This is a genomic window from Pseudomonas sp. Pseusp18, assembly GCF_059506005.1.
The window spans coordinates 2157921-2177229 of the sequence record NZ_CP169240.1; the positions used below are offsets into that span (position 1 = coordinate 2157921).

The window sequence follows — 19309 nt, forward strand, 5'->3', positions numbered from 1 at the left end:
CGTCTGATGGCCGGCAAAACGCTCTACGACAAGCTCTGGGATTCGCATTTGGTCAAGCAGCGCGACGATGGCTCTGCGCTGATCTACATCGATCGTCACATCATCCACGAAGTGACCTCGCCGCAAGCCTTCGAGGGCCTGCGTCTGGCCGGGCGCAAGCCTTGGCGCATCGATGCCAACATCGCGACCCCGGACCACAACGTACCGACCACCCCGGAGCGCAAGGGCGGCATCGAGGCGATCGTCGACCAGGTCTCGCGTTTGCAGGTTCAGACCCTCGACGATAACTGTGACGAATACGGCATCGTCGAATTCAAGATGAATGACGTCCGACAAGGCATCGTCCACGTCATCGGCCCGGAGCAGGGCGCCACCTTGCCGGGCATGACCGTGGTCTGCGGCGACTCCCACACCTCGACCCACGGCGCATTCGGTGCCCTGGCTCACGGTATCGGCACCTCCGAGGTCGAGCACGTGCTCGCCACTCAGTGCCTGGTCGCCAAGAAAATGAAGAACATGCTGGTGTTGGTCGAGGGCAAATTGCCGTTCGGCGTGACTGCCAAGGACATCGTCCTCGCCGTGATCGGCAAGATCGGCACCGCCGGCGGTAATGGCCACGCCATCGAATTCGCCGGTAGCGCGATTCGCGACTTGTCCGTTGAAGGCCGCATGACCATCTGCAACATGTCCATCGAAGCCGGCGCCCGTGTTGGCCTGGTGGCCGCCGACGAAAAAACCGTGGCTTACGTCAAGGGCCGTCCATTTGCTCCGAAGGGCGCGGAATGGGATTTGGCCGTCGAAGCCTGGAAAGACCTGGTCTCCGACGCCGATGCCAAGTTCGACACCGTCGTCGAGCTCGATGCCTCTCAGATCAAGCCGCAAGTCAGCTGGGGCACCTCGCCTGAGATGGTGTTGGCCGTGGATCAGAACGTACCGGATCCGGCCAAGGAAATGGACCTGGTCAAGCGTGACTCCATCGAACGCGCCTTGAAATACATGGGTTTGACCGCCAATCAGGCGATCACCGACATTCAGCTGGACCGCGTATTCATCGGTTCCTGCACCAACTCGCGGATCGAAGACCTGCGCGCCGCCGCGGTGATCGCCAAGGGCCGCAAAGTGGCTTCGACCATCAAGCAGGCCATCGTGGTGCCGGGTTCGGGGCTGGTGAAGGCTCAGGCCGAATCCGAAGGTCTGGACAAGATTTTTATCGAGGCCGGTTTTGAATGGCGTGAGCCTGGCTGCTCGATGTGCCTGGCGATGAACCCGGACCGTTTGGAATCGGGCGAGCATTGCGCATCGACCTCCAACCGTAACTTCGAAGGCCGTCAGGGCGCCGGTGGTCGTACCCACCTCGTCAGCCCGGCCATGGCCGCCGCCGCCGCTGTGAACGGTCGTTTCGTCGACGTCCGTGAATTGATCTAAAGGAGCGCAGCATGAAAGCTTTTACCCAGCACACTGGTCTTGTCGCGCCTTTGGATCGTGCCAACGTCGACACCGACCAGATCATCCCGAAGCAGTTCTTGAAGTCGATCAAACGCACCGGTTTCGGTCCGAACCTGTTCGATGAGTGGCGTTATCTGGACGTTGGCCAGCCCTATCAGGACAACTCCAAGCGCCCGCTGAACAAGGACTTCGTCCTCAATGCCGAGCGTTATCAAGGCGCCAGCGTGTTGCTGGCCCGCGAGAACTTCGGTTGCGGCTCCAGCCGCGAGCACGCGCCGTGGGCGCTGGAAGAGTACGGTTTCCGCAGCATCATCGCGCCGAGTTACGCCGACATCTTCTTCAACAACAGCTTCAAGAACGGCTTGCTGCCGATCATCTTGAGTGATGCTGAAGTCGATGAGCTGTTCAAGCAGGTTGAAGCGAACCCGGGCTACCAGTTGCAGATCGATCTGCAGGCCCAGACCGTGACCCGTCCGGACGGCAAAGTGCTGAGTTTCGAGATCGATGCCTTCCGCAAGCACTGCCTGCTCAATGGCCTGGACGATATCGGCCTGACTTTGCAGGATCACGAGGCGATTGCCACGTTTGAAGCCAAGCACCGCGCGAGCCAGCCGTGGTTGTTTCGCGACGCGTGATGTTTTGAGGTGACCGTTGAAAAGATCGCAGCCTTCGGCAGCTCCTACAGGTGCATGCCATTCCATGTAGGAGCTGCCGAAGGCTGCGATCTTTTGATCTTGAAAACCAGCAACCCAAAAGGAAGTCCCGATGACCAGCAACGCCCAGCACAGTCAGGTAGTCCAAAAGCAATTCGGTGAGCAGGCCTCTGCTTACCTGAGCAGCGCCGTACACGCTCAAGGCACCGAGTTCGCACTGCTACAGGCTGAACTGGCGGGGCAGGGCGATGCCCGGGTACTGGACCTGGGTTGCGGCGCCGGTCATGTGAGTTTTCATGTGGCCTCGCTGGTCAAGGAAGTAGTCGCTTACGACCTGTCCCAGCAGATGCTCGATGTGGTCGCCGCCGCCGCGATCGACCGGGGTTTGAGCAATGTGACCACGGTCAACGGCGCCGCCGAGCGTCTGCCGTTCGCCGATGGCGAGTTCGATTTCGTCTTCAGCCGCTATTCGGCGCACCATTGGAGCGACCTCGGCGTGGCCCTGCGCGAAGTTCGCCGGGTGCTGAAGCCGGGCGGGGTGGCGGCGTTCATCGATGTGTTGTCGCCGGGCAGCCCGTTGTTCGACACTTACCTGCAAAGCGTCGAAGTGCTGCGCGACACCAGCCACGTGCGCGATTATTCTGCGGGCGAGTGGTTGCGTCAGGTCAGCGAAGCGGGGTTGCATACCCGCAGCACCACGCGTCAACGGTTGCGCCTGGAGTACACCTCCTGGGTCGAGCGCATGCGCACGCCGCAGGTGATGCGCGCGGCGATCCTCGAGTTGCAGCAATCGATGGGCAACGAAGTGCGCGAATATTTTGAGATTGAGGCCGATGGTTCGTTCAGCACCGATGTGCTGGTGCTGATGGCTGAACGATAGAATTTTTCCGGGCGCACTCGCGAGTGCGCCGACTGATGACATGAGGAAAGCATGAGCAAGCAGATTCTGATTCTCCCAGGCGACGGTATTGGCCCGGAAATCATGGCCGAAGCGGTCAAGGTGCTGGAGCTGGCGAACGACAAGTACAGCCTGGGCTTCGAACTGAGCCATGACGTGATCGGTGGCGCCGCCATCGACAAGCACGGCGTGCCGCTGGCCGACGAAACCCTGGCCCGTGCACGCGCAGCCGATGCTGTGCTGCTGGGCGCCGTGGGCGGCCCGAAATGGGACACCATCGAGCGTGACATCCGCCCTGAGCGCGGTCTGCTGAAAATCCGTGCGCAACTGGGCCTGTTCGGCAACCTGCGTCCGGCGATCCTGTACCCGCAACTGGCCGAGGCTTCCAGCCTGAAGGCGGAAATCGTTGCCGGCCTGGACATCCTGATCGTCCGTGAACTGACCGGCGGTATCTACTTCGGCGCGCCACGTGGCGTGCGCGAGTTGGAAAACGGCGAGCGTCAGGCCTACGACACGCTGCCATACAGCGAAACTGAAATCCGCCGTATCGCCCGTGTCGGTTTCGACATGGCGCGCGTGCGCGGCAAGAAGCTGTGCTCGGTGGACAAGGCCAACGTGCTGGCCTCCAGCCAGCTGTGGCGTGAAATCGTCGAGCAAGTGGCCAAGGACTACCCGGACGTCGAACTGAGCCACATGTACGTCGACAACGCCGCCATGCAACTGGTGCGTGCGCCGAAGCAGTTCGACGTGATCGTCACCGACAACCTGTTCGGCGATATTCTTTCCGACGAAGCGTCGATGCTCACTGGTTCCATCGGCATGCTGCCGTCGGCGTCGCTGGATGCCAACAACAAAGGCATGTACGAGCCGTGCCACGGTTCGGCGCCAGACATCGCTGGCAAGGGCATTGCCAACCCGTTGGCGACCATTTTGTCGGTGTCGATGATGCTGCGTTACAGCTTCAATCTGCAGGATGCGGCCGATGCCATCGAGAAGGCCGTGAGCCTGGTTTTGGATCAAGGCCTGCGTACGGGCGACATCTGGTCGGCTGGTTGCACCAAGGTCGGTACGCAGGAAATGGGCGACGCAGTAGTCGCCGCGCTGCGGAATCTGTAATCTCTCTGGCCCGCTGCAATTTTCAACCTTGAAAGCAGCGGCCCACTTTTCAAGAAGGTGTAGTTGCGATGAAACGTGTAGGTCTGATCGGTTGGCGCGGCATGGTCGGTTCCGTGCTCATGCAGCGGATGCTGGAAGAGCAGGATTTCGATCTTATCGAGCCGGTGTTTTTCACCACTTCCAATGTCGGTGGCCAAGGCCCGTCCGTGGGCAAGGACATTGCTCCGCTCAAGGACGCTTACAGCATTGAAGAGCTGAAAACCCTCGACGTGATTCTGACCTGCCAGGGTGGCGACTACACCAGCGAAGTGTTCCCGAAGCTGCGCGAAGCCGGCTGGCAGGGTTACTGGATCGATGCCGCTTCCAGCCTGCGCATGCAGGATGACGCGGTGATCGTGCTGGACCCGGTGAACCGCAAGGTCATCGACCAGCAGCTCGACGCGGGCACCAAGAACTACATCGGCGGCAACTGCACCGTCAGCCTGATGCTGATGGGCCTGGGCGGCTTGTTCGAAGCCGGCCTGGTGGAGTGGATGAGCGCCATGACCTATCAGGCGGCCTCCGGTGGCGGCGCGCAGCACATGCGTGAGCTGATCAAGCAAATGGGTGTGACCCACGGTGCTGTCGCCGATCAACTGGCCGATCCGGCCAGCGCGATCCTCGACATCGACCGCCGTGTTGCCGAAGCCATGCGCAGCGACGCGTACCCGACCGAAAACTTCGGCGTACCGCTGGCCGGCAGCCTGATCCCGTGGATCGACAAGGAACTGCCGAACGGCCAGAGCCGTGAAGAGTGGAAGGCCCAGGCCGAGACCAACAAGATCCTCGGTCGCTTCAAGAGCCCGATCCCGGTGGACGGCATCTGCGTGCGCATCGGCGCCATGCGTTGCCACAGCCAGGCACTGACCATCAAGCTGAACAAAGACGTGCCGATCGCCGACATCGAAGGACTGATCAGCCAGCACAACCCTTGGGTCAAGCTGGTGCCGAACAACCGTGAAATCAGCATGCAGGAGCTGAGCCCGACGAAAGTCACCGGCACCCTGAACGTGCCGGTCGGTCGTCTGCGCAAGCTGAACATGGGTTCGCAATTCGTCGGAGCCTTCACCGTCGGCGACCAACTGCTGTGGGGCGCGGCCGAGCCGCTGCGTCGCATGCTGCGGATCCTGCTTGAGCGTTGATCGATTGATGCAATGAAAGAACCCGCGCCTTGAAAGAGGTGCGGGTTTTTTATGCGCGCCATCCAACTTCTGTAGCAGCTGGCGAAGCCTGCGTCCGGCTGCGCAGCAGTCGTAAACCCTTCGTGCGCGCTTTGCCTGAATGATCGGGATCGCCATGACGAGGACTTCGTCCTCGAACGCAGCCTTCGGCAGCTGCTACAAGGCTTCCCCATTCGTTGCCTCACCGCCAACCACCCGGTAAAGTGCCGCTCCCCCCGTTTCGCCAGAGGTAGAACCATGAGCCAGTCCTTCGATATTGCCGTGATCGGCGCCACCGGTACTGTCGGCGAAACACTCGTCCAGATTCTCGAAGAGCGCGACTTTCCGGTCGGCAATCTGCACCTGCTGGCGAGCAGTGAATCGGCCGGACACTCGGTGCCGTTTCGCGGCAAGAACGTGCGGGTGCGCGAAGTCGATGAGTTCGACTTCAGCAAAGTCCAATTGGTGTTCTTCGCCGCCGGCCCGGCGGTGACCCTCAGTTTCGCCCCGCGTGCTACGGCCGCCGGTTGCTCGCTGATCGATCTGTCCGGCGCGTTGCCTGCCGATCAGGCGCCGCAAGTGGTGCCCGAGGCCAATGCTGCAGTTCTGGCTGGCCTGAAAAAGCCCTTCCAGGTCAGTAGCCCAAGCCCTTCGGCGACAGCGCTGGCGGTGGTGCTGGCGCCGCTGCTCGACTTGCTCGACCTGCAACGCATCAGCCTGACGGCGTGCCTGGCGGTATCCGCCCAGGGCCGCGAAGCCGTCAGCGAGCTCGCCCGGCAAACCGCCGAACTGCTCAACGTGCGTCCGCTGGAGCCGGCATTCTTCGATCGGCAGATGGCTTTTAACCTGTTGGCGCAAGTCGGTGCGCCCGATGCTCAGGGTCATACGCTGCTGGAAAAGCGTCTGGTGCGCGAGCTGCGTCAGGTCTTGTCGCTGCCTTTATTAAAGATTTCCGTCACTTGCATTCAAGCCCCGGTGTTTTTTGGCGATAGCTATAGCGTGACCTTGCAGTCATCGAGCGCTGTCGACCTGGCGAAAGTCAACGCGGCACTGGAAGCGGCGCCCGGTATCGAGCTGGTCGAGGCGGGCGATTACCCGACTCCGGTAGGCGATGCGGTAGGGCAGGACGTGGTTTACGTTGGTCGGGTTCGCAGCGGGATCGACGACCCGGCGGAACTTAACGTGTGGCTGACGTCAGATAACGTACGCAAAGGCGCCGCGCTCAATGCTGTGCAGGTGGCTGAATTGTTGATAAAAGACCTGCTGTAAAAGATACTTGGCAACAATTTTTTCTAGTGGTTCCAGCCGAACACTGTGTTTGGCTGGAATGCTTGAGGCGAGCCATCCCGCAGGGCTTTCGTCGCATGAATGAAACGATCGCGCGCGACGACCCTTCGCCGTCGCGCGCAACGCCTTACGGCAGCGGCAATCAACACCTTCTCGCTGGCCGAGGAATGTTCAAACAAAGGATGAGGCTATGGTTCAAGTTCGCAAACTGGTGTTAGCAATAGCGGCCGCCTCGGCGCTGTCCTCCGGTATGGCGCATGCCCTCGGGCTTGGGGAATTGACCCTGAAATCGACGCTGAACCAGCCTCTGGTAGCAGAAATCGAGTTGCTCGACGTCAAGGACCTCACGGCTGCCGAAGTGGTGCCGAGCCTGGCCTCGCCCGAAGATTTCGCCAAGGCTGGTGTCGACCGTCAGGCGTTCCTCAACGACCTGACTTTCACGCCGGTGCTTAACGCCAGCGGCAAAAGCATCCTGCGCATCACCTCCAGCAAACCGTTGTCCGAACCGATGGTGAAATTCCTGGTTCAGGTGATGTGGCCAAGCGGTCGTTTGCTGCGTGATTACAGCGTGCTGCTCGATCCGTCCAAATTCTCGCCGCAAACCGCCGATGCCGCCGCGCAACCGGCGCCAGCCCAGGCGGTGACCGCGCCAGTCACCGGCGCGACCAAATCGACGCAATACACCACCACGTCGCGCGATACCCTATGGGAAATCGCCGCGAAGGCGCGTAGCGGTGGATCGATCCAGCAAACCATGCTGGCCATCCAGGCGCTGAACCCGGATGCCTTTATCGACGGCAACATCAATCGGCTGAAAACCGGCCAGGTGCTGCGTCTGCCGGATCAGGTGCAAAGCGCCAGCCTGCCGCAACCCAAGGCCATCGCTGAAGTCGCGGCGCAGAACTCTGCATGGCGCCACGGTCGTCGCTATGTGGCGAAGCCCGGAAGCGGGCAGCAGCAACTCGATGCCACCAAGCGTGCTCGCGGTGACGGCGCTTCGTCGCAAGTCGCCACGGACAAGCTGAGCCTGGTCTCTGCCGACACCGGCAAGGGCCGTGGCAAAGGTGCTGCCGGTGACGCGAAAGCCTTGAGCAACAAGCTGGCCGTGACCCAGGAAAGCCTCGACACGGCTCGCCGTGACAACGCTGAACTGAAAAGCCGCATGAACGACCTGCAAAGCCAGCTGGACAAGCTGCAGCGCCTGATCGAACTGAAGAATAATCAGTTGGCCAAGCTGCAAGCCGAAGGCGGCGCGGGCGCACCGGCGGCTACGACCGCTCCGGCGATGTCGGCGGAACTTGCGGCCAATCCTGCGGCAACGCCTGCGGACCCGGCTCCGGCGGCTCCTGCGCCAGAGGCTGCTGCACCGGAAGTCGTTCCGGCGCCAGTCGTCGAGCCGACGCCTGTGGCGTCCGACGAGCAGAAATTCAACGAACTGCTGACCAACCCGATCCTGCTGGGTCTGGTGGGTGGCGGTGCGGTGGTTCTGCTGCTCTTGCTGCTGTTGCTGGCTCGTCGCCGCAAAGCTCAGCAAGAAGCAGAAAAACATCTGCGCATGGCCCGTGCCTTGGCTGAGGAGCAAGAGTTCTCCGCCGACCTCGACCTGCCGGAAAGCAGCTTCGAAGGTCTGGAAGTTCCACCGCCAAGCGTGAAACTCGCGACCGCACCAACGCCTGCACCTGCACCAGTGATTGCCCCGGTTGTGGTGACGCCACCGATCGCTGCACCGTTGGTTGCGCCTGCCGCCGAACGCTCTGACGACGTCTTGGCCCAGGCACAGTCGCACATCGCGGCCGGTCGCCTGAATCAGGCTGCCGCGTTGCTGGAAGACGCTATCAAGCAAGAGCCGCAACGCAGCGACCTGCGCCTGAAGCTGATGGAAGTCTACGGTCAGCAGGGCGATCGCGATGCGTTCGTCGCTCAGGAGCGTCAACTGGTGGCCAACGGCGACAACTTCGCCCGGGTCGAACAGCTGAAAAGCCGTTTCCCGGCCATGGTGGTTGCGGCGGTGGGTGGTCTGGCCGCCGCGGCTGTCGCCGCCGAGCTGGACGCGCAGTACGTCAAGGAGCTGCTGCTGGACGAGCCGCAAGCCCCGGAACCGGCACTGGCTGACTTTGACAGTGCTTTCGATCTGAGTCTCGACGATCTGGAAGCGGCTACTCCGATCACGCCTGCGGTTGCAGTCGAGCCAGCACCGCAACCACAGCCTGAGCCAGAACCAGAGTCTCTGGCTGAGCTGGACGAGTTTCCGCTGGACGACGACCTGAGCTTTGAGTCGGTGTTGCAACAACAGACTGAAATCAAGGAAAGCCTCGACGATCTGTCGGACTTCGACCTGGACATGGACCTGGGTGGCGATGCTTCGCCAGAAACCCTGGCTGAAGACGACTTCCTGCTGAGTCTGGATGACGACCTCAAGGACTTGCCTGCCGCTGAAGTGCCGACTGTCACTGAAGCGCCGGTCGCGACTGAGGCGCCGCTCGACGACCTGGAGTTGCCGGCTGACTTCGATCTGTCGCTGGCCGATGAAATGGACGCCACCCCGGATAAGCCTGACGCCTTTGAAAACGAACTCAACGACGTCAATGCCGAGCTGGATCGTTTGTCCCAGAGCCTTGGCGAGCCGAGCTTCACCGAAGAAGACGCTTTTGCCTCTGCGGACGATGAGCTCGATTTCCTCTCTGGCACCGACGAAGTCGCCACTAAACTCGACCTGGCCCAGGCCTACATCGACATGGGCGACAACGACGGCGCTCGGGACATCCTCAATGAGGTGGTGACCGAGGGCGATGCGGGGCAGAAGAGCGAAGCCAAGGAAATGCTCTCGCGTCTGGCGTGAATCGTCGGTAAGGCGTAAACAAAACGGCAGCCCGTCAAGGCTGCCGTTTTTGTTTGGGGGATGCGATGGGGTTGGTACATTCAACGCCGTGTCACAGTTACGCTGGCATCCCGGTCCGGCGGCCTTATAATGCCTGCCTTTGCGTAGATCAGTAGGCTGTCACCCCTTGGCAAATATAGATAATCCGGCCGCCGAAATGGCGGCCGACGGCTTTTTCCGGATCGCGTTGGGCGTTGAGTACAAAGGTTCGCGTTATCGCGGCTGGCAACGTCAGGCCTCCGGTGTGGACACGGTGCAGGAGCTTCTTGAAAAGGCTTTGTCCAAAGTCGCCGACTCACCCGTGTCGCTGCATTGCGCCGGGCGCACCGACGCCGGTGTGCATGCTTGCGGCCAAGTGGTGCATTTCGACACCCAGGTCGAGCGCTCGATGAAGGCCTGGGTCATGGGTGCCAACATCAACTTGCCGCACGACATCAGCGTCAGCTGGGCCAAGGTCATGCCGGCGCATTTCCATGCGCGGTTCAAAGCCATCGCCCGGCGCTATCGCTACGTGATCTACAACGATCAGATCCGCCCGGCGCACCTGAACGAAGAAATCACCTGGAACCACCGCCCGCTGGACGTCGAGCGCATGTCCGAGGCCGCTCAGTACCTGGTCGGCACCCACGACTTCAGCGCTTTCCGCGCCGGCCAGTGCCAGGCCAAGTCGCCGATCAAGGAGCTGCATCACCTGCGCGTTACCCGCCATGGCAAAATGATCGTGCTGGATATCCGTGCCAGCGCGTTCCTGCACCACATGGTGCGCAACATCGCAGGCGTCTTGATGACCATCGGTGCTGGCGAGCGTCCCGTGGAGTGGATGAAAGAGGTGCTGGAGAGTCGCGTTCGTCGTTCCGGCGGGGTGACGGCCCATCCGTTTGGCCTGTATCTGGTGCAGGTCGAGTATCGCGACGAGTTCGAATTGCCCGAGCGTTACATCGGCCCGCACTTCCTCACCGGCTTCTCGGAACTTGACGGCTGACGCCTTCGAACGCTTTTGATACCATCCGGGACTTTCCCGCAATTGCCCTGAGGTTCTATCGACATGTCGGCCGTTCGCAGCAAGATTTGTGGGATTACCCGCATAGAGGATGCGTTGGCGGCGGTTGAGGCCGGGGCCGATGCCATCGGATTTGTGTTCTACGCCAAAAGCCCGCGGGCCGTGACGTTCCAGCAGGCGAGGGCGATCATCAAGGCCTTGCCGCCGTTCGTGACCACCGTGGGTTTGTTCGTCAACGCCAGTCGTTGCGAGTTGGGGGAAATCCTCGACGCCGTGCCACTGGACCTGTTGCAGTTCCATGGCGACGAAACCGCCGCTGATTGCGAAGGCTGGCACCGGCCGTACATCAAGGCATTGCGGGTCAAGGCCGGTGATGACATCGCGGCGGCTTGTGACGCATACCCAAGTGCCAGCGGTATTTTGCTCGACGCCTATGTCGAAGGTGTTCCCGGTGGAACCGGTGAAGCCTTCGACTGGTCACTGATACCGCAAGGCTTGAGCAAGCCGATCATCCTGGCGGGCGGCTTGACGCCAGATAACGTCGCCGAGGCGATCGCCCGGGTTAGGCCTTACGCGGTGGACGTCAGCGGAGGGGTAGAGGCGAGCAAGGGCATCAAGGATCACGCAAAGATTCAGGCATTCATCAAAGCGGTTGTAGGAGCTGCGTAGGAGCTGTCGAGTGAAACGAGGCTGCGATCTTTTGATCCTAAAGATCGCAGCCTCGTTTCACTCGACAGCTCCTACGTTGATGTGACGGCTGGCAGACTGCCGCCGTCCACTGCTCTGTACAAAAGAGGTGCACCTGCACAAAGCAGGCATGGCTGAGAATTTTTGGGTTGTACGCAGGTCGCGTCTCGCTGACCCGGCAATCCATCGATCATCGCTACACACATGAATTTAGCTCAAGGGCATACGCGGGGCTGCGAACCAGAGCGTTCGGGCCGCCGGTACTGGAGAAAGAAAGCATGAGCAACTGGTTAGTAGACAAACTGATCCCTTCGATCATGCGTTCCGAGGTCAAGAAGAGCTCGGTGCCTGAAGGTCTGTGGCACAAATGCCCGTCTTGCGAGGCGGTGTTGTATCGTCCGGAGCTGGAAAAGACCCTGGACGTTTGCCCCAAGTGCAACCACCACATGCGTATCGGCGCACGTGCGCGCATCGACATCTTCCTCGACGCTGAAGGTCGTGCCGAACTGGGCGCGGACCTGGAGCCGGTTGACCGTCTGAAATTCCGTGACGGCAAGAAGTACAAGGATCGCCTGACCGCTGCGCAAAAGCAGACCGGCGAAAAAGACGCACTGATCTCCATGAGCGGCACCTTGCTGGGCATGCCGGTCGTGGTGTCGGCTTTCGAATTCTCCTTCATGGGTGGCTCGATGGGTGCCATCGTCGGTGAGCGCTTTGTGCGCGCCGCCAACTACGCCCTGGAAAACCGTTGCCCGATGATCTGCTTCTCCGCTTCCGGCGGTGCACGGATGCAGGAAGCGCTGATCTCCCTGATGCAAATGGCCAAGACCTCCGCGGTGCTGGCACGTCTGCGCGAAGAAGGCATTCCGTTCATCTCGGTGCTGACCGACCCAGTCTACGGTGGTGTTTCCGCCAGTCTGGCAATGCTCGGCGACGTGATCGTCGGTGAACCGAAAGCCCTGATCGGTTTCGCCGGCCCGCGCGTGATCGAGCAAACCGTTCGTGAAAAACTGCCGGAAGGCTTCCAGCGCAGCGAGTTCCTGCTGGAGCACGGCGCGATCGACATGATCATCCCTCGTCAGGAACTGCGTCCACGTCTGGGCAACCTGCTGGCACAACTGACCGGCAAGCCGACACCTAAATTCGTCGCCGCTCCAGTCGAGCCGATCGTGGTCCCACCGGTACCTGCGAACCTATGATCGAGCGCACCCTTGGCGAGTGGCTCGCCTACCTTGAACAGTTGCATCCTTCGGCCATCGACATGGGGTTGGAGCGTTCGCAACAGGTAGCGTCCCGCATGGGGCTGGGCAAGCCGGCGCCTCGGGTGATCACGGTCACCGGCACCAACGGCAAAGGGTCTACCTGCGCCTTCGTGGCTTCATTGCTGCGGTCGCAGGGCCTGAACGTGGGTGTCTACAATTCTCCGCACCTGCTGCGTTACAACGAGCGGGTGCAGGTCAATGGCGTCGAAGCCACTGACGCGCAGCTGTGCGAAGCCTTTGCCGCGGTCGAGGCGGGTCGCGGCGAAACATCCCTGACTTACTTCGAAATGGGCACCCTGGCGGCGTTCTGGCTGTTTCAACAGGCCGGTCTCGATGCAGTGGTGCTGGAAGTCGGCCTGGGCGGGCGCCTGGACACAGTCAACGTGGTGGATGCCGATATAGCGCTCGTCACCAGCATTGGTGTCGACCATGCGGATTACCTGGGTGATACCCGCGAATCCGTGGCCTTCGAAAAGGCCGGAATCTTTCGCCAGGGCGCGCCTGCACTGTGCGGCGATCTGAATCCTCCTCAACCTCTGCTGGATAAGGCGCGCGAGCTCAATTGCCCGTTTTTCCTGCGTGGGCGCGATTTCGACCTCGGTATCACCGATCACAACTGGCAATGGCGCGGCATTGACGCCCAAGGGCGTGCGGTCGAATTGCACGATCTGCCATTGCTCGATCTGCCGATGGAAAACGCTGCACTGGCGTTGCAGGCTTACCTTCTGCTCGGTTTGCCTTGGGTGGATGCGCAGATTATTGAAGCGTTGAAAGCGACGCGGATCGTCGGTCGTCTTGATCGTCGGCAGTTCGACTGGCAGGGCAAGCGTCTGAATCTGCTGCTGGACGTGGGGCACAACCCTCACGCGGCAGAATATCTGGCTCGGCGTCTGGCCAGTCGACCGCCGGCCGGCAAGCGTCTGGCGGTGTTCGGGTTGTTGGCGGACAAGGACCTGGATGGTGTTGTCGATGAATTGAATGCTAGTGTCCAGCATTGGGCCGTCGCGCCGCTGGATTCGCCGCGGGCACGGCCGGTAGCTCAGTTGCACGCGGCGTTGCAGAACCTTGGCGCCTCGGTTACGTCCTATGACAGCGTGGCCGCTGCCCTGGAAGGGCAGTGCGCGCAGGCGACGAGCGACGACGAGATTCTGTTATTCGGATCATTTTATTGTGTCGCCGAGGCCCTTGAGTGGCTGGCCCGGCACTCCACGGAGGAAGCGGCAAATGGCTTTGCTGGATAAGGCGTACAAGCAGCGCATGGTCGGTGCCTTGGTGCTGGTGGCGCTGGCGGTGATTTTCTTGCCGATGCTGTTTTCCCGTCAGGACGAACAGCGCCAGGTAAGGGTCGACGCGCCTGCTGCGCCGCATGCCCCCGCAGTGCCGCAAGTGCAGATCGAGCCGGTGGCGGTGCCTGAACCGCAGGCATTGCCGCAAGAGCCTGTGCCAAGCGACGACGAAATTGCCGAGCAGCAAGCGCCGTCGGCACCGATTGCGCCAACGGCTCCCGTAGCGCCAGCGCCGCCGGCTGCCAAGCCAGTCGCGCCGCCAGCAGCGCCAGTTGCCAAGCCTGTGCCTGCACCTGCCCAGCCAATCGCGGTTGCACCGACCAAGCCGATCGCTACTCCAAGTCGCGTCGATGCCAATGGCCTGTCGGTCAGCTGGTCGGTGCAACTGGCCAGCCTGGCGAGCCGTGAGAGCGCTGAAAGTCTGCAGAAAACCCTGCGCAGCCAGGGCTATAACGCCTATATCCGTTCCTCCGATGGCAAAAATCGGGTGTTCGTCGGGCCGCTGATCGAGCGTGCGGAAGCCGATCGTCTGCGTGATTTATTGAGTCGCCAGCAGAACCTCAAGGGTTTTGTGGTGCGTTTCCAGCCTGAGCGCGGCTAAATCTATCGCCCCGATTTGAAAAGCACTGATAATCTCAGCTTACCGACAGCCATGGGCTCTGCTAAAATGCGCCGCCTCATCTGTCTGTAGGCTGCACTGTGCCATTTACCTGGGTTGACTGGGCGATCGTTGCAATCATCGCCATCTCCGCTTTGATCAGTCTGAGCCGCGGCTTCGTCAAGGAAGCACTCTCGCTGCTGACCTGGATCATCGCAGGAGTCGTTGCCTGGATGTTCGGTGGTTCATTGTCCGAGTACCTGGGCGGATACATTGCTACGCCGTCGGCTCGTGTTATCACGGGCTGTGCCATCATGTTTGTCGCCACTTTAATCGTAGGCGCAATGATCAATTATCTTATCGGCGAGTTGGTTCGCGTCACCGGGCTATCCGGGACCGATCGATTCCTCGGCATGGCTTTCGGCGGGGCGCGTGGCGTGTTGCTGGTGGTCGTGGCGGTCGGGCTGTTGAGCCTGGGGCCGGTACAGCAGGACGAGTGGTGGAAAGAGTCGCAGCTCGTGCCAAAATTTCTATTGGTCGCAGACTGGTCCAAAAACCTGATCCTCGGGTGGAGCAGTCAGTGGCTTGCCAGCGGAATCAGCGTACCCGCTGATATTCCGTTCAAGGAGCACCTCTTGCCGACGGCCAAAACGCCTCAGTGAGTTGTGTTCAGTTCAGATCCATTAAGTAGGGGTTGCGTCGCATGTGTGGCATCGTCGGTATCGTCGGTAAGTCGAACGTCAATCAGGCGCTGTATGACGCGCTAACCGTCCTCCAGCACCGCGGCCAGGACGCTGCCGGTATCGTGACCAGCCACGATGGCCGGTTATTCCTGCGCAAGGACAATGGCCTGGTGCGTGACGTGTTCCATCAGCGTCACATGCAGCGCCTGGTCGGCCACATGGGCATTGGCCATGTGCGTTATCCGACCGCGGGCAGCTCGACCTCGGCCGAAGCTCAACCGTTTTACGTCAACTCGCCGTACGGCATCACCCTGGCGCACAACGGTAACCTGACCAACGTTGAACAACTGGCCAAGGAGATTTACGAATCTGACCTGCGCCACGTCAACACCAACTCCGATTCGGAAGTGCTGCTCAACGTGTTCGCACACGAGCTGGCCCAGCGTGGCAAGTTGCAGCCGACTGAAGAAGACGTGTTCGCGGCCGTCACCGACGTGCACAACCGTTGCGTCGGTGGTTACGCGGTCGTGGCGATGGTGACCGGTTATGGCATCGTCGGTTTCCGCGATCCGCACGGCATCCGCCCAATCGTTTTCGGTCAGCGTCACACCGATGAAGGCGTCGAGTACATGATCGCCTCCGAAAGCGTTTCGCTGGACGTGCTCGGTTTCACCCTGATTCGCGACCTGGCACCGGGCGAAGCGGTCTACATTACTGAAGACGGCAAGCTGCACACCCGTCAGTGCGCGACCAACCCGTCGCTGACCCCGTGCATCTTCGAACACGTCTACCTGGCACGTCCGGACTCGATCATCGACGGCGTTTCGGTTTACAAGGCCCGTCTGCGCATGGGTGAGAAGCTCGCCGAGAAAATCCTGCGCGAGCGTCCGGACCACGACATCGACGTGGTCATCCCGATTCCGGACACCAGCCGCACCGCGGCCCTGGAGCTGGCGAACCACTTGGGCGTCAAGTTCCGCGAAGGCTTCGTGAAGAACCGCTACATCGGTCGGACCTTCATCATGCCGGGTCAGGCTGCGCGGAAAAAATCCGTACGCCAGAAGCTCAACGCCATCGAACTGGAATTCCGCGGCAAGAACGTGATGCTGGTGGACGACTCCATCGTTCGCGGCACCACCTGCAAGCAGATCATCCAGATGGCTCGCGAAGCCGGCGCCAAAAACGTCTATTTCTGCTCGGCGGCCCCGGCCGTGCGTTACCCGAACGTCTACGGCATCGACATGCCGAGCGCTCACGAGCTGATCGCCCACAACCGTTCGACTCAGGACGTGGCCGACCTGATCGGTGCTGACTGGTTGATCTATCAAGACCTGCCTGACTTGATCGAAGCGGTCGGTGGCGGCAAGATCAAGATCGACAAGTTCGATTGCGCGGTGTTCGACGGCCAGTACGTCACCGGCGACGTCGACGAGGCTTACCTGAACAAGATCGAGCAGGCGCGTAACGATGCCTCCAAGGTCAAGACCCAGGCAGTCAGTGCGATCATTGATCTGTACAACAACTGAGTAACTACCGGCCCTGAGGGGCCGGTTTTGTATCTGGCTTTTAATTTACGAGAATAGGGAAAGGAGTGACAGCATGAGTCAGGATTGGGATGCCGGTCGGCTGGACAGCGACCTCGAAGGCGTAGCGTTCGATACCCTGGCCGTACGCGCCGGTCAGCACCGCACGCCGGAAGGCGAGCACGGTGATCCGATGTTCTTCACTTCCAGCTACGTATTCCGTACCGCCGCCGACGCGGCTGCGCGTTTTGCCGGTGAAGTGCCGGGTAACGTTTACTCGCGCTACACCAACCCGACCGTGCGCGCGTTCGAAGAGCGCATTGCCGCGCTGGAAAGCGCCGAGCAAGCGGTGGCTACGGCGACTGGCATGGCCGCGATCATGGCGGTGGTAATGAGCCTGTGCAGTGCCGGCGATCACGTGCTGGTATCACGCAGCGTGTTCGGCTCGACCATCAGTCTGTTCGAGAAATACTTCAAGCGCTTTGGCATCGAAGTCGATTACGTAGCGCTGGCGGACTTGTCCGGCTGGGATGCGGCGATCAAGGCCAACACCAAACTGCTCTTTGTAGAATCGCCGTCCAACCCGCTGGCCGAGCTGGTGGATATCACCGCGCTGTCGGAAATCGCTCACGCCAAGGGCGCGATGCTGGTGGTCGACAACTGCTTCTGCACGCCTGCACTGCAGCAGCCACTGAAGCTGGGCGCGGACATTGTCGTGCACTCGGCGACCAAGTTCATCGACGGCCAGGGTCGTTGCATGGGCGGTGTCGTGGCGGGTCGCAGCGAGCAGATGAAAGAAGTCGTCGGTTTCCTGCGCACTGCCGGGCCGACCCTGAGTCCGTTCAATGCCTGGATTTTCCTCAAGGGCCTGGAAACGCTGAGCCTGCGCATGAAGGCGCATTGCGCCAATGCCCAGCAACTGGCTGAGTGGCTGGAGCAGCAGGACGGCATCGAGAAAGTCCATTACGCCGGACTCAAGAGCCATCCGCAGCACGAACTGGCCCAGCGTCAGCAGAAGGGTTTCGGTGCAGTCGTGAGTTTCGAGGTCAAAGGCGGCAAAGAGGGCGCCTGGCGCTTTATCGATGCGACTCGCCTGATTTCCATCACCGCCAACCTGGGCGACAGCAAAACCACCATCACGCACCCGAGCACCACCTCTCACGGCCGTCTGGCGCCGCAAGAGCGTGAAGCTGCGGGGATCCGTGACAGCCTGATTCGCATTGCGGTCGGTCTGGAAGACGTGGCAGACCTGCAAGCCGATCTGGCGCGCGGGTTGGCTGCCTTGTGATCGAGTTGTCGACGCCGACCACGGGCACCCATGGCCGCGTCGCGCTGGTCACCGGTGCCGCGCGCGGCATTGGCCTGGGCATTGCGGCCTGGCTGATCAGCGAAGGCTGGCAGGTGGTGCTGACCGATCTGGATCGCGATCGTGGTTCGAAAGTGGCGAAGGTGCTCGGCGAAAACGCCTGGTTCATCGCCATGGACGTCGCGAATGAAGCACAGGTGGCGCTGGGTGTGGCCGAGGTGCTGGGGCAGTTCGGGCGTCTGGATGCGCTGGTGTGCAATGCGGCAGTGGCCGATCCGCACAACATCACCCTGGAAAGCCTTGACCTGGCCTACTGGAACCGAGTGCTGGCGGTGAACCTCAGTGGGCCGATGCTGTTGGCCAAGCACTGTGCGCCGTACCTGCGCGCTCACAGCGGCGCCATCGTCAACCTGGCCTCGACCCGTGCTGCGCAGTCGGAGCCCGACACAGAGGCTTACGCGGCGAGCAAGGGCGGTCTGTTGGCCCTGACTCACGCCCTGGCTATCAGTCTTGGGCCAGAGATTCGCGTCAACGCGGTCAGCCCCGGCTGGATCGATGCACGAGATCCAGCGGCACGGCGCGCCGAACCGCTGACCGACGCCGATCATGCGCAGCATCCGGCGGGCAGGGTAGGGACCGTCGAAGACGTGGCGGCGATGGTGGCCTGGTTGCTGTCGAAGAACGCTGGTTTCGTCACGGGCCAGGAGTTTGTGGTCGATGGTGGCATGACCAAGAAGATGATTTACAGCGAGTAACAGGGCAGGGGCGCCGTCCCCGGCATTGATGTTGAATGTGTTGCCATCATCGTCGGCTCGCCGCCGAGAGTCGGGTCGCTCCCACATTAGAAAACCTGTTGTCTGAAGAGGCGCGGTCCACTGTGGGGGCGAGCGTGCTCGCGAAAGCGGTCTGACGGTTGTCGGCCTAGTCCGGAATGACACGATTTTGTCTTTTTTAGAAAAACTTCAAGCGGGGTATTGACTTAGCTTCGGTACCTGCGTAAATTTCGCGGCCTCAGAGATGCAAAGGGTGATTAGCTCAGCTGGGAGAGCGTCTGCCTTACAAGCAGAATGTCGGCGGTTCGATCCCGTCATCACCCACCAACTCTTGAGACTCTTGTGTAAACAAGAGGGAAGCTGAAAAGCCTCCACCGACGCGCAGCGGTAGTTCAGTCGGTTAGAATACCGGCCTGTCACGCCGGGGGTCGCGGGTTCGAGTCCCGTCCGCTGCGCCATATTTTCCGAGTCAGGTTTGCCCTGGTTCGAGATTGAAAAGCGAGATTGAAAAGTCTCGAAGCTTCAATCAGACGAGTTACTTGAGCGTCAGCTCAAAGCGATACGCAGCGGTAGTTCAGTCGGTTAGAATACCGGCCTGTCACGCCGGGGGTCGCGGGTTCGAGTCCCGTCCGCTGCGCCATATCTGCCTCAAGGCCCACTGAACGCCTTGGAGCTACGAAGAAGGCCGTTGGCAATCTTCGAGTCGATAGCAAA

16 protein-coding genes and 3 tRNA genes are annotated in these 19309 nt (G+C 61.0%); all 19 read left to right on the forward strand.

Annotated features, from left to right (window positions below; translation table 11 throughout):
* The first annotated feature begins 6 nt into the window (after positions 1-6).
* Positions 7-1425 carry a 3-isopropylmalate dehydratase large subunit gene (leuC, locus tag ACEN9A_RS09635; RefSeq protein WP_258673278.1) on the forward strand — a complete coding sequence of 473 codons (1419 nt, stop codon included), beginning with the start codon at positions 7-9 and terminating at the stop codon, positions 1423-1425.
* 11 nt (positions 1426-1436) lie between these two features.
* Positions 1437-2081: a 3-isopropylmalate dehydratase small subunit gene (leuD, locus tag ACEN9A_RS09640; RefSeq protein ID WP_018928097.1), complete on the forward strand. Its 645-nt coding sequence runs from the start codon at positions 1437-1439 to the stop codon at positions 2079-2081.
* A gap of 130 nt (positions 2082-2211) precedes the next feature.
* Complete coding sequence (locus ACEN9A_RS09645) at positions 2212-2979, forward strand: class I SAM-dependent methyltransferase (protein WP_019649333.1); 768 nt, start codon at positions 2212-2214, stop codon at positions 2977-2979.
* 51 nt (positions 2980-3030) lie between these two features.
* On the forward strand, positions 3031-4113 hold the full coding sequence (gene leuB / locus ACEN9A_RS09650) for a 3-isopropylmalate dehydrogenase (protein WP_007935187.1): 1083 nt from the start codon (positions 3031-3033) through the stop codon (positions 4111-4113).
* Positions 4114-4181: 68 nt separating this feature from the next.
* Positions 4182-5294: an aspartate-semialdehyde dehydrogenase gene (gene asd / locus ACEN9A_RS09655; RefSeq protein ID WP_007935182.1), complete on the forward strand. Its 1113-nt coding sequence runs from the start codon at positions 4182-4184 to the stop codon at positions 5292-5294.
* Positions 5295-5570: 276 nt separating this feature from the next.
* Positions 5571-6581, forward strand: a complete 1011-nt coding sequence (locus ACEN9A_RS09660; RefSeq protein ID WP_258673281.1) for an aspartate-semialdehyde dehydrogenase — start codon at positions 5571-5573, stop codon at positions 6579-6581.
* Between the two features lie 208 nt (positions 6582-6789).
* Positions 6790-9438 (forward strand): FimV/HubP family polar landmark protein, encoded by a 2649-nt coding sequence (locus tag ACEN9A_RS09665; RefSeq protein ID WP_258673283.1) that lies wholly within the window; start codon positions 6790-6792, stop codon positions 9436-9438.
* Positions 9439-9634: 196 nt separating this feature from the next.
* Complete coding sequence (gene truA, locus ACEN9A_RS09670; protein ID WP_253426823.1) at positions 9635-10459, forward strand: tRNA pseudouridine(38-40) synthase TruA; 825 nt, start codon at positions 9635-9637, stop codon at positions 10457-10459.
* Positions 10460-10522: 63 nt separating this feature from the next.
* Positions 10523-11146, forward strand: coding sequence for a phosphoribosylanthranilate isomerase (locus ACEN9A_RS09675; protein ID WP_258673285.1), 624 nt, complete (start codon positions 10523-10525; stop codon positions 11144-11146).
* 296 nt (positions 11147-11442) lie between these two features.
* Positions 11443-12363 carry an acetyl-CoA carboxylase, carboxyltransferase subunit beta gene (accD, locus tag ACEN9A_RS09680; RefSeq protein WP_007935172.1) on the forward strand — a complete coding sequence of 307 codons (921 nt, stop codon included), beginning with the start codon at positions 11443-11445 and terminating at the stop codon, positions 12361-12363.
* Positions 12360-13667: a bifunctional tetrahydrofolate synthase/dihydrofolate synthase gene (gene folC / locus ACEN9A_RS09685; RefSeq protein WP_258673287.1), complete on the forward strand. Its 1308-nt coding sequence runs from the start codon at positions 12360-12362 to the stop codon at positions 13665-13667. The genes accD and folC overlap by 4 nt, the downstream gene beginning before the upstream one ends.
* Positions 13651-14313, forward strand: coding sequence for an SPOR domain-containing protein (locus ACEN9A_RS09690; protein WP_258673290.1), 663 nt, complete (start codon positions 13651-13653; stop codon positions 14311-14313). The genes folC and ACEN9A_RS09690 overlap by 17 nt, the downstream gene beginning before the upstream one ends.
* A gap of 98 nt (positions 14314-14411) precedes the next feature.
* Positions 14412-14972 (forward strand): CvpA family protein, encoded by a 561-nt coding sequence (locus tag ACEN9A_RS09695; protein ID WP_018928089.1) that lies wholly within the window; start codon positions 14412-14414, stop codon positions 14970-14972.
* Positions 14973-15013: 41 nt separating this feature from the next.
* Positions 15014-16519 (forward strand): amidophosphoribosyltransferase, encoded by a 1506-nt coding sequence (gene purF / locus ACEN9A_RS09700; RefSeq protein ID WP_007935163.1) that lies wholly within the window; start codon positions 15014-15016, stop codon positions 16517-16519.
* Between the two features lie 73 nt (positions 16520-16592).
* Positions 16593-17804, forward strand: a complete 1212-nt coding sequence (locus ACEN9A_RS09705) for an O-succinylhomoserine sulfhydrylase (RefSeq protein ID WP_018928087.1) — start codon at positions 16593-16595, stop codon at positions 17802-17804.
* Positions 17801-18577 (forward strand): SDR family oxidoreductase, encoded by a 777-nt coding sequence (locus tag ACEN9A_RS09710; protein WP_258673295.1) that lies wholly within the window; start codon positions 17801-17803, stop codon positions 18575-18577. Before ACEN9A_RS09705 ends, ACEN9A_RS09710 begins: the two co-directional genes overlap by 4 nt.
* Before the next feature lie 269 nt (positions 18578-18846).
* Positions 18847-18922: transfer RNA gene (locus tag ACEN9A_RS09715), tRNA-Val, on the forward strand.
* 54 nt (positions 18923-18976) lie between these two features.
* Positions 18977-19053, forward strand: a tRNA-Asp gene (locus ACEN9A_RS09720).
* 105 nt (positions 19054-19158) lie between these two features.
* Positions 19159-19235: transfer RNA gene (locus ACEN9A_RS09725), tRNA-Asp, on the forward strand.
* Positions 19236-19309: the final 74 nt, after the last annotated feature.

What these genes read in the sequence shown, in the direction of transcription:
- leuC (WP_258673278.1), top strand. Translation starts at nt 7, where the DNA reads ATGGCCGGCAAAACGCTCTACGACAAGCTCTGGGATTCGCATTTGGTC.
- ACEN9A_RS09665 (WP_258673283.1), top strand. Translation starts at nt 6,790, where the DNA reads ATGGTTCAAGTTCGCAAACTGGTGTTAGCAATAGCGGCCGCCTCGGCG.
- truA (WP_253426823.1), top strand. Translation starts at nt 9,635, where the DNA reads ATGGCGGCCGACGGCTTTTTCCGGATCGCGTTGGGCGTTGAGTACAAA.
- ACEN9A_RS09690 (WP_258673290.1), top strand. Translation starts at nt 13,651, where the DNA reads ATGGCTTTGCTGGATAAGGCGTACAAGCAGCGCATGGTCGGTGCCTTG.
- asd (WP_007935182.1), top strand. Translation starts at nt 4,182, where the DNA reads ATGAAACGTGTAGGTCTGATCGGTTGGCGCGGCATGGTCGGTTCCGTG.
- leuD (WP_018928097.1), top strand. Translation starts at nt 1,437, where the DNA reads ATGAAAGCTTTTACCCAGCACACTGGTCTTGTCGCGCCTTTGGATCGT.
- folC (WP_258673287.1), top strand. Translation starts at nt 12,360, where the DNA reads ATGATCGAGCGCACCCTTGGCGAGTGGCTCGCCTACCTTGAACAGTTG.
- accD (WP_007935172.1), top strand. Translation starts at nt 11,443, where the DNA reads ATGAGCAACTGGTTAGTAGACAAACTGATCCCTTCGATCATGCGTTCC.
- purF (WP_007935163.1), top strand. Translation starts at nt 15,014, where the DNA reads ATGTGTGGCATCGTCGGTATCGTCGGTAAGTCGAACGTCAATCAGGCG.
- ACEN9A_RS09645 (WP_019649333.1), top strand. Translation starts at nt 2,212, where the DNA reads ATGACCAGCAACGCCCAGCACAGTCAGGTAGTCCAAAAGCAATTCGGT.
- ACEN9A_RS09705 (WP_018928087.1), top strand. Translation starts at nt 16,593, where the DNA reads ATGAGTCAGGATTGGGATGCCGGTCGGCTGGACAGCGACCTCGAAGGC.
- leuB (WP_007935187.1), top strand. Translation starts at nt 3,031, where the DNA reads ATGAGCAAGCAGATTCTGATTCTCCCAGGCGACGGTATTGGCCCGGAA.
- ACEN9A_RS09660 (WP_258673281.1), top strand. Translation starts at nt 5,571, where the DNA reads ATGAGCCAGTCCTTCGATATTGCCGTGATCGGCGCCACCGGTACTGTC.
- ACEN9A_RS09675 (WP_258673285.1), top strand. Translation starts at nt 10,523, where the DNA reads ATGTCGGCCGTTCGCAGCAAGATTTGTGGGATTACCCGCATAGAGGAT.